Annotated in this window: 13 protein-coding genes; 12 read left to right on the top strand and 1 reads right to left on the bottom strand. The window is 50.4% G+C overall.

The window, feature by feature from the left end; all coding sequences use genetic code 11:
• The first annotated feature begins 19 nt into the window (after positions 1-19).
• From ACYVSB_RS07610 to gndA, 10 genes are all read left to right on the top strand, one after another.
• Entirely contained in the window at positions 20-547 is a 528-nt protein-coding gene (locus ACYVSB_RS07610; protein ID WP_461218989.1) for a YqeG family HAD IIIA-type phosphatase, read from the top strand.
• On the top strand, positions 540-1649 hold the full coding sequence (gene yqeH, locus ACYVSB_RS07605; RefSeq protein WP_461218988.1) for a ribosome biogenesis GTPase YqeH: 1110 nt from the start codon (positions 540-542) through the stop codon (positions 1647-1649). The genes ACYVSB_RS07610 and yqeH overlap by 8 nt, the downstream gene beginning before the upstream one ends.
• A 10-nt stretch (positions 1650-1659) precedes the next feature.
• Complete coding sequence (yhbY, locus tag ACYVSB_RS07600; RefSeq protein ID WP_461218987.1) at positions 1660-1971, top strand: ribosome assembly RNA-binding protein YhbY; 312 nt, start codon at positions 1660-1662, stop codon at positions 1969-1971.
• On the top strand, positions 1968-2612 hold the full coding sequence (locus tag ACYVSB_RS07595; RefSeq protein ID WP_461218986.1) for a nicotinate-nucleotide adenylyltransferase: 645 nt from the start codon (positions 1968-1970) through the stop codon (positions 2610-2612). The genes yhbY and ACYVSB_RS07595 overlap by 4 nt, the downstream gene beginning before the upstream one ends.
• 43 nt (positions 2613-2655) lie before the next feature.
• Positions 2656-3225 (top strand): bis(5'-nucleosyl)-tetraphosphatase (symmetrical) YqeK, encoded by a 570-nt coding sequence (gene yqeK / locus ACYVSB_RS07590; protein WP_461219065.1) that lies wholly within the window; start codon positions 2656-2658, stop codon positions 3223-3225.
• Entirely contained in the window at positions 3225-3584 is a 360-nt protein-coding gene (gene rsfS, locus ACYVSB_RS07585) for a ribosome silencing factor (RefSeq protein ID WP_461218985.1), read from the top strand. Before yqeK ends, rsfS begins: the two co-directional genes overlap by 1 nt.
• Entirely contained in the window at positions 3581-4336 is a 756-nt protein-coding gene (locus tag ACYVSB_RS07580; RefSeq protein WP_461219064.1) for a class I SAM-dependent DNA methyltransferase, read from the top strand. Before rsfS ends, ACYVSB_RS07580 begins: the two co-directional genes overlap by 4 nt.
• Positions 4337-4339: 3 nt before the next feature.
• Positions 4340-5509 carry a nucleotidyltransferase gene (locus ACYVSB_RS07575; RefSeq protein ID WP_461218984.1) on the top strand — a complete coding sequence of 390 codons (1170 nt, stop codon included), beginning with the start codon at positions 4340-4342 and terminating at the stop codon, positions 5507-5509.
• A 10-nt stretch (positions 5510-5519) separates the two neighbouring features.
• On the top strand, positions 5520-6140 hold the full coding sequence (locus ACYVSB_RS07570; protein WP_461218983.1) for a YceD family protein: 621 nt from the start codon (positions 5520-5522) through the stop codon (positions 6138-6140).
• Between the two features lie 253 nt (positions 6141-6393).
• Positions 6394-7818 carry an NADP-dependent phosphogluconate dehydrogenase gene (gene gndA / locus ACYVSB_RS07565; protein WP_461218982.1) on the top strand — a complete coding sequence of 475 codons (1425 nt, stop codon included), beginning with the start codon at positions 6394-6396 and terminating at the stop codon, positions 7816-7818.
• 266 nt (positions 7819-8084) lie between these two features.
• On the opposite strand, the gene ACYVSB_RS07560 is transcribed toward gndA, so the two are convergent.
• On the bottom strand, positions 8085-9311 hold the full coding sequence (locus tag ACYVSB_RS07560; protein WP_449826294.1) for a DNA/RNA non-specific endonuclease: 1227 nt from the start codon (positions 9309-9311) through the stop codon (positions 8085-8087).
• Between the two features lie 502 nt (positions 9312-9813).
• On the opposite strand from ACYVSB_RS07560, the gene ACYVSB_RS07555 reads away from it, so the two are divergent.
• Both ACYVSB_RS07555 and ACYVSB_RS07550 read left to right on the top strand, forming a co-directional pair.
• Complete coding sequence (locus ACYVSB_RS07555) at positions 9814-10518, top strand: response regulator transcription factor (RefSeq protein WP_379861811.1); 705 nt, start codon at positions 9814-9816, stop codon at positions 10516-10518.
• Positions 10519-10527: 9 nt separating this feature from the next.
• Positions 10528-12081 (top strand): HAMP domain-containing sensor histidine kinase, encoded by a 1554-nt coding sequence (locus ACYVSB_RS07550; RefSeq protein ID WP_461218981.1) that lies wholly within the window; start codon positions 10528-10530, stop codon positions 12079-12081.
• The last annotated feature ends 314 nt before the right edge of the window (positions 12082-12395 follow it).

The following is a 12395-nucleotide window of genomic DNA, read 5'->3' as shown; positions in this document are numbered from 1 at the left end:
AAGAAAAACGAGGTGGAACATGGCTTTTTTTAAACCAGATTGGTTACTGACTAGCATTTATGCATTGCGACCGATCGACTTGAAACGTAATGGCATCAATACGATCTTAACCGACTTAGATAATACCCTGATTGCTTGGCATGAACCGGAATCTTCGGGTCAATTGCGGGCCTGGCTGGCGGAAATGGCGCAAAGCCAGATTCAGGTCATTGTGGTTTCCAATAACAATGCCAAACGGGTTGCGCGGGCGGTGGCAGATTTGGGTATTCCTTTTATCCACAGCGCTCGTAAACCACTCCCATCTGGCATCAAGCGTGCGCTGCGGCAATTTGATTTGAGTCCACAGCAAACGATCATGGTAGGCGATCAATTGTTGACGGATGTTCAGGCGGGACATTTGGCAGGTGTGCGGACGGTCATGGTCAAGCCCTTGGTGGAAACAGACAGCTGGGTCACGCTGTTTAGCCGATTCATGGAAGGTTTCATTATGAAACACTATGCGCGTAAAGATGCGCAATTTAAATGGCGGGAGCGATTGGATGACTGAAGCATTATATTGTATTGGCTGTGGCGCACAGCTGCAGAGTGCGGATCCACAGGGGGCGGGGTATATTCCGGCGGCCGCCTTGGCGAAACAACAAGCCAGTGGCAATGAAACCTATTATTGCCAGCGCTGTTTCCGCTTACGGCACTATAACGAAATTGCCGATGTCGCCATTGATGACGACGAATTCACACGTTTGCTGAATAGTTTGGGGCAGAAGAAAGCCCTAATCGTCAATGTGGTCGATCTGTTTGATTTCGACGGCAGCGTGATTCCTGGATTGCACCGTTTTGTCGGGAAAAACCCGGTGATCCTGGTGGGCAACAAGGCGGATCTTTTGCCCCACAGTGTTCGCCGCGCCCGGGTGACCGATTGGCTCAAACGTCAAGCAGCCATTCAAGGGTTGCATCCAATCGCCACGCTGCTGACCAGCGCTAAGAAGAATTTCCAGCTTGATGAGTTGCTGGCGACGATCGAGAAATATCGGCAACACGGTGACGTTTATGTGGTCGGGACCACCAATGTGGGCAAGTCGACCTTGATCAACGCAATCATTAAAAGCACCGTTGGCAATCAAGATGTGATCACGACCTCGCAATTCCCTGGCACGACTTTGGACCAGATCCAGATCCCTTTGGCTGATGGCCATGACTTGATCGACACACCAGGGATCATTAACGGCACGCAGATTGCCCATTTGTTGGCGAAGGATGAACTGCATTACATTAGCCCACAGAATGAACTTAAACCGAAAATTTTCCAACTGACACCCCCACAAACGTTATTTTTGGGCGGCTTGGCACGCTTAGATTTCGTTTCCGGCCAGCGCGCTAGTTTGGCGGTTTATGTTGAGAACAATTTATTGGTTCATCGGACTAAGACAGCCACCGCGGCGGCGTTTTATGATAAGCATGCTGGGGAATTATTGACGCCGCCTGCGGATATCAGCAAGATGCCCGCCTTTAAACGGCACACATTAGCTACGAAAGAGGCGCAGGATCTGGTGATCGCCGGGTTAGGCTGGATCAAATTACCACCAGCAAGCCACTTTGACTTGTACTTGCCTGCTGGTGTTGGTTTTAGCCTGCGGAATCCAATCGTTTAGGAGAGATGATATGTTAACGAGTAAACAGAAACGCTATATCAAAAGCCAAGCTAACCGGTTGAAGCCCCTGGTCCATGTGGGCAAAAACGGGGTCAACGAGGCCTTTTTGACCGATCTGCGCCGCGCATTTGCCACCCGCGAGCTGATCAAGGTCAATTTGTTGCAGAATGCGCCGGTAACGACTGAAGCAGTCGTTACCGCGGTCAGTGAGATCTCAGATGTCACGGTGGTCCAAGTTTTGGGTCGGGTTTTGACGATTTATCGACCTTCTCACAAGGAGAAATATCAACAGTTATCTACGGAAGTGAACGCGATTAAATGACGCATTTAACGGAACAAACTGTGACGGTCACGCCGGCAACAAAAGTTAAATTAGCGCCCACCGCTCAGGCACGTCATTGTGTGGGGATCGTTGGCGGTACCTTCAATCCGGTTCACAACGGACATCTTGTCATGGCTGATCAAGTGATGCAGCAATTGAAATTGGAGCGCGTCCTCTTCATTCCCGACGCGAATCCGCCTCACGTTGATCACAAAACTGCGATCAGCGCCAAGGATCGAGCGGCGATGGTGGCGCTGGCGATCCAGCATCATCCTGGGTTCGAGCTGGACACACTGGAGATCGCCCGCGGTGGCAAAAGTTATACCTATGACACCCTGGTAGAATTGAAACGCCGCCATCCCGAGAATGATTATTTCTTGATTTTAGGAGCGGATATGATCGCTTATTTGCCCAAATGGTATCGGATCGCGGACTTGGCCAAGTTGGTCACGTTCGTGGGTGTGCGCCGACCGGGTTTCCCTGTCAAGAGTAAGTATCCCGTGATTTGGGTGGACGCGCCGCAGTTGGCGACTAGTTCGACGCAATTGCGGCAACTGGTCGCTCAAGGCCGCTCGATCCAGTATTTGGTCCCAGACGCGGTCGCCACTTATATCAAAGAAAAGGGGCTTTATCATGCCTGATCAATTTTCCTATTCATCAGCTCGTTTCGCCGAATTGGTCCCGATGACCCATCAACAATTGGTTGAAAAATTACACGCCCAACTAAGCGACTATCGCTTCAACCATTGTCTGCGTGTGGAACAAACCGCGATGGCGCTGGCGGCGGAAAACGGCGCTGATCTAACGCAGGCGGGGATCGCGGGTTTGCTTCATGATTACGCCAAGGAGAAAACGGACGCTGAATTTAAGGCGATGATCGCCAAGCGCCAATTAGATCCTGAATTATTGGCGTATGGCAATAATATTTGGCACGGTGAAGTTGGTCAGTACTTCATCGCCGAAGAATTAGGCGTGACAGATCCCGAGATTTTAAGCGCGATCGCCCATCATACTTCCGGCGCCGCCCAGATGTCGACCTTGGACAAAATCATTTTCGTCGCGGATTATGTGGAACCGGGCCGAGATTATCCCGGCGCGGCGGCGGCCCGAGCCTCAGTTGCGGCGGGCTTGGATGCGGCCGTGGCTTATGAACTGGCTCATACCTTGATCCACTTGATCGACAAACAACAGCGAGTTTATCCGGCGATGTTCGCCGCGTACAACCAATATGGTATTAAACAGGAGGAACATTAGTGATCAGTAGCGAAGAAATTTTAAAAACAGCGGTAATTGCCGCCGACGATAAACGCGCCGAAGATATTGTGGCGTTAGATATGCGCAAGGTCAGTCTCTTGGCCGATTATTTTGTGATCATGCATGCGGGTTCAACCCGGCAGGTCGAGGCGATCACCGATGAGATCGTCAATAAAGTCACCAAATCCGCGCCGGTGGATTGCCATGTGGAAGGTAAAAAAGATTCTCAATGGGTCTTGATCGATTTCAAGGATGTGGTGATCCATATCTTTACGGAAGAATCACGGGAGTTTTACAACTTGGAGAAGTTGTGGGCCGACGCGCCTTTGGTTGATTTAGGCGAATGGGTCAAGGCATGATGTATCAGACTTTTGCCTATTATTATGATCTGCTGATGGACAAGAGTCTCTACCAGCAGTGGTTAGACTTCACGGAACAGCGCGTCGGCACCTTAGCAGGTCAGCAAATTCTTGACTTGGCCTGTGGTACCGGCGATTTGGCGTCTCTTTACGCCCAGCGTCAACAAGGCGATGGCCAAGTTTACGGCGTTGATTTGTCTGAGGAAATGCTCAGTTTGGCCAGTCAGCGAGTGGCCGCTGATCAAGTTGAGGTAACTTTACTTCAAGGTGATTTTCGCCAACTGAGCCAGCTGGATTTGCCACCGTTGGATCTGGTGACTTGTTATGATGATTCGCTCTGTTATTTGACCAACTTAAGCGATCTGACCATGACTTTCGAACAAGTCGCGCAAGTTTTGGCTCCGAAAGGTACTTTTCTGTTTGATCTGCACTCGCTTTATCAGGTCAATGAAGTTTTCCCCGGGTATATGTACAATTATCGTGAAGAAGACTGGGCTTTTATGTGGGCGAGTTTCGCCGGGGAAGCCAGCAATAGTGTGACTCATGATCTGACTTTCTTCGTTTGGGATGACGCGTTGGGCGGCTATGATGCCTTGAACGAGACGCATCATGAACGCACCTATCCGTTAGCGACCGTCGAAGCCGCGTTACAAACGGCTGGCTTCACACAGATCCGAACATTCGGCGGTTTCGCTGGTGAGGCGATTACCCCGCAAACACCGCGCTGGTTCGTACAAGCGCAACGAGGCTAGGAGATGACAGCGCAGCAGGCCTGTGGGATCATCGCTGAATACAACCCGTTTCATCGCGGGCATGCTTACCAACTCCAGCAAGCACGGCAAAAAAGTGGGGCAGCTTGTCTAATCGTCGCTATGTCGGGGAATTACGTTCAACGCGGTGAACCGGCGATTGTTGATAAATGGCAGCGGGCGCGTTTGGCGTTAGATCACGGTGCGGATATTGTGGTGGAACTGCCATTTGCGGTCAGTTGTCAGCCAGCAGATCGGTTTGCGACCGGCGCCTTGGCGATTTTAGCGGCGCTTGGCTGTGACACGCTGGCTTTTGGTACAGAAACGCCGACTTTTGATTATCAGGATTTCGTTCAGCGGGTCTGGCCCCAAACCCAGCGACAACAGTTCGCCGTAGATTATACGAAAACCTACGCCACCCAATGGAATGAGCTTTTACAACAAGAAATGGGTTCAATGGTGGCGGCGCCTAATCAGCTATTAGCCTTGAGTTATGCCATTGCCAACGCCCAACTGGCTCAGCCGTTGACTTTGTTGCCGCTGGGGCGGGTGGGGGTCGATCACGATCAGGACAGCAGTGGTCATGATCAACAAGGTCAGGCTTTTGCCAGTGCTTCCTATTTGCGGCGTCAGTTGTTGCAAGGCCAAACGGCGGCGATCAGTCCGTTTGTGCCTTATGATCCGCAAGTGCTTCAAGGACCATTCTTGGCGGCGGACCAATTATGGCCGTGGTTGCATTACCGGTTGACCACGACTTGGCCCCAAGACTTGGCCGCGATTTACCAAATGTCAGAAGGCTTAGAATATCGGTTTTGGGAGCAAAACTTGCAGAGTCAAAATTGGTCTGATTTCTTACGCCGGGTCAAGTCAAAACGGTATACGTACGCCCGCTTACGGCGGTTAGCGCTGTACACCTTGCTCAATGTCACGGCATCGGAGATCCAGCAAGCCCTGACGCAACAACCCCAATTGCGGCTGTTAGGTTTCAGCGCCGCCGGGCAGCAGTATCTCCACCAACAACGGTCGAACTTAGAGGCACCCTTGATCACACGCGTCACTGCCGCAGCTGGCGCACCCCGAGGACCCTTAGGCTTGCAGATCCGTGTCGACCGCTTGTACGAGCAGTTGACTGGGCGCGAACAGAATTTCAAACAACAGATCATCATAAAAAAATGAGGTGTCGAAAATGACTTTAAGATTTCCAATTGACCAGTTGCAAAAATACCAGCGCAAGGCGATTCAGATCGATGAAACCTTAATGCCTGAGGCTTCTTTAAAGCAACGTTATCCCCAATTGATCGGGGCATCCGCTTTTCAAGTCACCGGGACGTTGCAAGCGGAAGGTGAAGGTTGGCGCAGCCGCTTGCAGGTGAGCGGTCAACTAACTGTGCCTTCGACGCGAAGTCTGGAACCAGTCGCCCTACCATTAGACCTACAGATTGACGAGCTTTATCTGGATCAGGAGTTGGCGGTTGCCGAGTTGGAGGAAGATGAAGTCGCGTCAACCGCGACGAATGAGGAGATCATTATCCCCATCGTCAACGGTGAGATCGATTTGGCCAGCGCCATCGAAGATAATCTTCTTTTGGCGATTCCTACCCAAATCTACACGCCAGCGGAAGCCGCTGGTGAAGCGTTGCCGACTGGTGAAGGCTGGGAAGTGTTGAGCGAGGCCGATTTCGCCGCAGCAGCGGCCGCCCAAGCCAACCAACCCAATCCTGAGTTTGCGAAATTGAAGGGCCTACTTGATCAGCAAGCGCAAGCTGCAGACCAGCCAGATGATCAGGAAAACGATCCCCAGGAATGAGCGGTCGTTAAAAGAGCAGCCAAACAGGCAAGCTCCAACGGCGAATGCGCCGCTATCGGTAAGGTTTTTTTCCTGATTGAAGAAAAGCAGTGAGCGCTGCTTTTTTATTTTCCAAAAATCTTGTTGTCACAGCGCTTTCACGGCAGCCTTTCACTATGAATTTCGCTTGTTTTTTGTTAGGATAGAGATGTTTGAGAATCACAGCGCGTTAAGCCACGCGTGGAAGAACTAAATAAATTGGAGGCAATGATTCATGGATAAACCACAAATTGGCGTCATTGGGATGGCCGTCATGGGAAAGAATTTAGCGCTAAATATCGAAAGCCGTGGTTATACTGTTGCAATCTATAATCGGACGGGGAGTAAAACTGAAGCGGTTGCTAAAGAACATAGCGATAAGAAGTTAGTACCAAGTTACACGATCGAAGATTTCGTTGCTTCATTGGAGAAGCCGCGGCGGATCATGATGATGGTCAAGGCTGGCGCTGGGACCGATGCGGTTATTAAGCAATTATTACCTTTATTAGATAAAGGCGATGTTCTGATCGATGGTGGCAACACCTTCTTCAAAGACACCATGCGGCGCAACGCTGAACTGGACAAGTCAGGAATCAACTTTATTGGTATGGGCGTTTCCGGTGGCGAACTTGGCGCCTTGGAAGGACCTTCCTTGATGCCTGGTGGTCAAAAAGAAGCCTATGATTTGGTCGCGCCAATCCTAGAACAGATCGCGGCCAAGGCTGATGACGGCACGCCATGTGTCACCTATATCGGTGCTAATGGGGCCGGTCATTATGTTAAAATGGTCCATAATGGGATCGAATATGGCGATATGGAATTGATTGCCGAGGTCTACAATATTTTGCGGCGGGTTTTAGGCTTCAGTGTTGAGGAAATTGCTGACATCTTCAAAGAATGGGATGAGGGCGAATTACAAAGCTACTTGGTTGAGATCACCGCGGATATTTTGACACGGAAAGATGATCTTGGCACCGGCAAGCCTGTCGTTGACGTTATTTTGGACGCGGCTGGTAACAAAGGTACAGGTAAGTGGAGTTCCCAAGAAGCCCTTGAAGTGGGTGTGCCTCAATCCCTGATCACCGAGGCGGTTTACGCCCGTTATATTTCCGCGTTGAAGGACGAACGGGTGATTGCTAGCAAAGTTTTGCATGGCCCAGAACCGAAATTGGCAGCCGGAGTTGATAAGAAGGCCTTGGTCGAAGAAATTCGTCAAGCGCTTTATTTCAGCAAAATCATGAGTTATGCCCAAGGCTTCGAACAAATGTTGGCGGCGGCTAAACACTATGATTGGAAATTAGACTTCGGTAAAATCGCGGCAATTTGGCGGGAAGGCTGTATCATTCGGGCGCAATTCTTGCAAAAGATCACCTCGGCTTATGATCAAAAGGCAGACTTGCAGAACCTGCTTTTGGACCCATATTTCACCAATATTGCCGAGAAATATCAAGAAGCGGTTCGTGATGTGGTTGCTTTGGCGGTTAAGAATGGTGTGCCAGCACCAGGATTGAGCGCGGCGATCAACTACTACGATTCATATCGGGCGGAAGTGCTGCCGGCTAATCTGACGCAAGCGCAACGGGACTACTTCGGCGCGCATACTTATCTGCGCAATGATCGCGAAGGCGTCTTCCACTACACGTGGTACACAGAACAATAGAGAAACTCGACCATAAAAAATTTTAGCCCCATTAAAAAGAGCTTGACCCAAAATCTAGTGTGATTGCTAGAAAAGGGTCAAGCTCTTTTTGCTTGGCTTGAGTGCGTTATCGGTGCTGCCGGTTGAATGGCTGGAAGCGGACGTTTTCGACCGTCTGGGCTTCAGATAACGGTTAAGGCCGGAAGCGATGGTTGATTCTGGCCTCGTCGCGATTTAGCCAAGACAATCATTTGGCGACGAGGCGCGAGTCTCACAGATCCGGTGGCTTACCAACAAACTTGGCAAGGCGTCAGACCGCGACTTTTGGCGTCCTGTAAAGAGGTTTTGGTGAAAGTGCCGTTGCCGTGGGCGTATTTGTGGTAACGTTTGCCAGTCGGGGTGACGAAAACAACTTGGCCAGTTGGTGTGGTGTTTTGGTTATTTTGGGCCTGGTTATTTTGCGTGGTGGTCTGGGAGCTACTGGCTGCTTGGTTACCACTATTCTGGCTGGGCCGGGTGGTACTGCCGGCGCCGGCCGCGCTCGTGGTTCCCGTTGAGCCGGTCGCTTGACCAACGTTGCTGGAGCCATCGGCGTAATTTAGGGTGACGCCACTTTGGACATTGAAAATATAAACATTGAAAGAGATGGCTTGGCTGTTGACCGCTTGCGCCATCATATGGACACCGCGGGCCAGCAGCTCATTACCGCGGAAAATCGGCGTGACAGAATAGCGCACATAATTCTTGCTACTCTGTTCGAGATAAGCCTTCACGTCCATTTCATAACGTAACATTTCGGGGCTGTTCAATTGCCGCGTGCCGGTGATTAAGTTCTTCCAATTCGCGTTCTCGCCGGCTAAGGCCCAGCCAATCAAATGAGAGCGGTTGAACAGATAACCACCGTTGATTTTCTTATTTTTCCAGCCGGTGGGGGTAACTTCGCTAATACTACCACGTTTCCCTGTGGGCATAATGCTTTGGTTGAGCATCGCCTCAGCGGAGGTGGCACGGTTCAGTTGATCGAGCTCGCCGTATTTCTCCCAAGCACCTTCGGCCAGACTGAGGTCAGCGCTGGAAAAAGTTGGTTGACCCTGATTGACATTGATTGTTTGCGTCCCTTGGTAGGTCAAACTGGCCAGATTCGTGTTGCTTTGTTTGCGCTTGGTTTCGGCCGCTTTTTTCTCGGCCGCGGCCTTCTCGGTGGCCACCTTGATCGATGAGGACTGGGCGGCCGCCTTTTTGGAACTGCTGGCGGCGCTGCGGGAACTGGCCGCGGCTGCCTTCTCTGCTTTCGCGGCGGCTTTGGAACTGGTCTTGGCCGCGACTTGCCGACTAGAAACACTGGCGGCTTTGTCCGCCGCGACTTGCTGCTCCTGGGCTGTTTTGACTTGCCCGTTGGCGGTGGCGCCGCCTAAGAACAGGACAACCCCAGCGGCAGCCAAAACAGCCGCTAGCTTGGTCGTTTGCTGACTTTTCCGGCGCTTCAGCCAAGTGATCACACCATAGGGGATCAGCAACATGCCGATCATTGCGATCAGCATCGTGAATGTATACATCTTACTCCTCCATTGTTGCTTGCGTGTTGCTCAAGCAAATTTGCAAGTGCTAGCCCGTTCTCCAGAATGGCCGAACCGCTTTACCCAAATCAGTTCGATCAAGGCCATGATCGTAGGGGAATCGTGGTGAGAATCAGGTTGAACATGGTTGACAATCAGCTTCTCTTGGCTTGGCCTGCTCTTTCAATTATAAAGGCTGCCCCTACGAAAAGAAAGCTAAGCCACGCAAGAACGCCGAAATTGGAAGAAATTCAGGTGAATGTTTCTGAGAAATCTTAAACCTGTGTAATTTTAGTGACAATTTCGTTAAGCCTTGTCCTTAGTGATTGACTTTTCCGGGAAAGTCTAATATATTAAAACAATATGAGAGATTGTCTGGCGGGAATCTCCATCTTATGTTAAAATACTAGCAGCAATAAGATTGATTCTCCAGACAAAGGTTGTTGTAAATATAATGGGGGTGTCTAAATTAGACTCGAGTAAGAAGATTTTAATAATCGAAGATGAGAAAAACTTAGCCCGTTTTTTAGACTTGGAATTGTCTCATGAAGGTTATGAAACCAAGGTTGAAGGTAATGGCCGGGCAGGGTTGGATCTAGCCTTGAAAGAAGACTGGGACGTGATTTTGCTTGATTTGATGTTACCAGATTTGAATGGCTTTGAAGTTTGTCGCCGGGTGCGCAAGGAGAAGTCTACGCCAATCATTATGGTTACCGCCAAGGATTCCGTGTTGGATCGGGTCGCTGGTTTAGATGATGGCGCGGATGATTATTTGGTGAAGCCGTTTGCAATCGAGGAATTACTGGCGCGGTTGCGGGCTTTGATTCGGCGTTCTGATATGGAACGGCAATCCCGCGCTTCCCAACAAAAGCAGATCGTTTTCCGTGATTTGATCATTGAACCGCAGACCAGAACCGTGATTCGCGGTAATGAGATCATTCAGCTTTCAAAGCGGGAATCCTCCTTGTTGATGATCCTGGTGGAAAACGCCAACACCGTTGTGGCGCGTGATGAACTTTTGCGGCAGGTTTGGGGCTACAATGAGCAAGTCGCGACCAATGTTGTGGATGTTTACGTCCGTTATCTGCGGAACAAGATCGATCGGCCCAACCGCCGCAGTTACATTCAAACAGTCCGTGGCACGGGCTATGTCATGCATTCGTAGGCGCGAACAATGGCAGAGAAACGTGACGAACCAACCAAGCAACCCAAGAAAAAAATGCGTTTAACTTTGCGAGTTAAATGGTCAGCCGCTGTTGGCCTGACCATTTTTTTTACATTCGTGATTTTTGCCAGTATTATTTACGCGACATTTAGCAATAATTTGTTGGCGCAAGAGAAAACAGCCACCGCTGAAACGACCAAACTGGTCACCGACCGCTTGCGGAGTGTCAAGGACAATTTGACTATCGCCAAAGTGGTGCCGTTGATGACCCCTGAATATTATCAAAACGACGATGTGAGTGGCGCCAGCCGCGAACAAACCAATTCCGATCCTTTCTACGAGGACTCGATTTTCAATCAGTTGTCCCGGTCAGACTTATCCGTTTCGGTTTATAACCGCGAAGAAGAACAAGTCTTTATTTCGCGGGACACGGCGATTGAATTCAAACCAGTCAGTAAACGCACGCAACAATTGATTCGTTCCCAGGGGCGGCGGGTGATCGTGACCACGATTCCTGTCCGCGAAAGAACCAGCAATCGGTTGACCGGGTATGTCATGCTGGTCAATCAAATGGACAGCCTTTATCGCTCCACCCAAGAACTCCGTTGGCAAATGACCGTTTTGATCGCGGTGGCGGTGCTATTCAGTGGGAGTGTCGGCTATATTATTGTTCATCGCCTGTTAAAGCGGTTGAATTTGATTTCCAAAACAATTCGGACGATCGATCAATCGCCCGAATCTACCGCGCGGATTCCACAATTGTCGGGCAATGATGAGATCAGCGACTTGGCCCAACAATTCAATAGCATGTTGGATCAAATCCAGCAATACATTGAACAACAAAAGCAATTTGTCGGCGATGTGTCCCATGAATTGCGGACACCGGTGGCGGTGATCCAAGGGCACCTGCAATTGTTGAATCGGTGGGGCAAGGATGATCCCGAAGTTCTCGCGGAATCCTTAGCGGCGGCGACGCAAGAAGCCACGCGGATGAATTCGCTGATCGAGGAAATGTTGCAGTTGACCAGGGCGGAACAGGTCGATTTGAAATCCGTTCATGAAGAGGCTGATGTCCCGGCGGTTATTTCTCAAGTTGTTGACAACATTCAGATGTTGCATCCTGATTTCCTGGTGCAAGCCGACGTGGATCTCCCACCGGCAACGATGGTCCGCATGAATCGGCATCACTTGGAGCAGCTGTTGATTATTTTGTTGGATAACGCCGTCAAATATTCAGCCAGTCGCAAGGAAGTCCATTTGGGCGCCGATATGGGCCAACATCATCTGCATATTGTGGTACAAGACTTTGGGCTAGGTATCTCCGCGCAAGACCAGCAACGCATCTTCAACCGCTTTTATCGGGTTGACAAGGCGCGTTCTCGGGAACGCGGCGGCAATGGCTTAGGCCTTTCGATCGCCTATCGCTTGGTCAAGGCCTATGGGGGCGATTTGACCGTGGAAAGTGTGGAGAATTCCGGGTCCTTGTTTAAGGTGACCTTGCCGCTCAAACCACCTGCGACTGCTCTAATTGCGGGCCCTGATGAACCCACTGGCGGGAAATGAGCCTGACTGGCGCTTAATTATTGTTGGCAACGCTGTTTTTTATTGAAACGTGTTTGTCGGCCCAGCTTCTGAGCATTAGCTACCCGGGCCGACGCTCACTCTTTTTTGTGAATACCGTGTCCGCAACCGACCTCGAAGTCAGTCTCATTGAATTCGAGGTTTTGGTTTGGTCTAATTGACGTTCAAAATTGACCTTGACGTCGGCCACGGAAAGTTTCGTCGGTCTCAACTTTCGCTGATAATCGGTTATGATAATCGGTTATAATGAAAGTAATGATTGGGCCAAGCGTTGAGATATTCGTGGTGTTGTTTTA

The organism is Lapidilactobacillus salsurivasis (assembly GCF_054785215.1).
The sequence above is the reverse complement of the archived record's forward strand: the minus strand, read 5'-3'. Positions and strand labels throughout refer to the sequence as shown.